This is a genomic window from Paenibacillus kobensis NBRC 15729, from assembly GCF_004000825.1.
Classification (GTDB): Bacteria; Bacillota; Bacilli; order Paenibacillales; family Paenibacillaceae; genus Paenibacillus_T; species Paenibacillus_T kobensis.
Genome location: NZ_BILZ01000138.1, coordinates 1 through 1311, shown reverse-complemented (window position 1 = coordinate 1311; position 1311 = coordinate 1). Strand labels below are relative to the sequence as shown.

Genomic DNA, 1311 nt, shown 5'->3' with positions numbered 1-1311 from the left:
CGGCATTCCGCTGACGTATGATGCTTCGATTAAGGACTACTACCTCGACCGTCCAGCGCTCAACCTGAATAACGGTTTCGGTATTTCGAAAGATGCGAAGGATCCGGTTGCGATCATCAAGTTCCTCGACACGATGCTGGACGAGAAATGGTCCAAAATCCTGAACTGGGGTATCGAAGGCGAGGACTATATCGTAAACCCAGACGGCAAATTCGCTCGTACGCAAGAGATGCGCGATCAACAAAACAACGCGGATTGGAAAGCGGCGAACAAAGCCCAATCGTTGCAAGGATACCTGCCGAAGCTCGAAGGTCAATACTCCGACGGCAACGCAACGGACGCAGGCAGCCAGCCAGACGAGTTCATCGCGAGCCAAAAAGACTTCGACAAAGAAGTATATGCAGCTTACGGCGCTAAACTGCCATCTGACCTGTTCTCGTCGCCGCCAGAAAACCGTGTGTCGTACCCAGCTTGGAGCATCGACCTTGTCGAAGGTTCCCCAGCTAAAATCGCAAGCACGAAGATGGAAGACCTTGCTTTGAAACATCTGCCTAAGATCATCATGTCGAAGCCTGAAAGCTTCGAAAGCGCATGGGCGGATTATGTTAAAGCGTTGGGTAAAGTTGACATTAAGGCTTACGAAGACCGCATCAATGAGCAGCTGAAATGGCGTGCCGATACGTGGTCGTCCAGCAACGGCAGCACTGAAAAATAATTGAACGAATAAAAGGAAGGCACGAGGAGTTCCTTCGGGGCCTTCCTTTTTTATTACATCCGAGACATAGACGTGAAAATGGGCGAGGGGGCGGAGAGCATGCGAGAAACGGTTCTTAAGGGAGAAGCGGCTGTAGGTACGGAACGAAAAGCCGCCGCGTTCCGGAAGCGGCTGTGGAGTCAGCGCGAGCTGATTTTGATGTCATTTCCACTAGTGGTACTTGTTATTTTGTTCGCATATGTCCCAATCTGGGGCTGGTTGATGGCTTTCCAGCAGTATAGACCAGGTGCGAGTGTGTTTGACCAAGAATGGGTTGGATTCGATCAATTTAAATTCCTGTTTCAAGACGAAGTGTTTGTTCAAGTATTGAGAAATACGCTTGCGATGAGCGTTATTAATATGGTGCTTGGATTCGTAACGGCAATCGTGCTTGCACTGATGCTGAACGAAGTTAAACAAAAATTCACAAAACGTTTCATTCAAACGATTTCTTATTTGCCTCACTTCCTGTCATGGATTATCGTAACGGGTATCGTCGCGACTTCCTTGTCGATTGAAGACGGTATCGTCAACGACGTGTTGATGCGACTGGGCCT

Annotated in this window: 2 pseudogenes; both read left to right on the top strand. The window is 49.0% G+C overall.

Annotated features, from left to right (window positions below):
* A pseudogene (locus PKO01S_RS29010) lies at positions 1–715 on the top strand (sugar ABC transporter substrate-binding protein); the annotation flags it as partial.
* Positions 716–814: 99 nt separating this feature from the next.
* Positions 815–1311, top strand: a pseudogene (locus PKO01S_RS28460) (sugar ABC transporter permease); the annotation flags it as partial.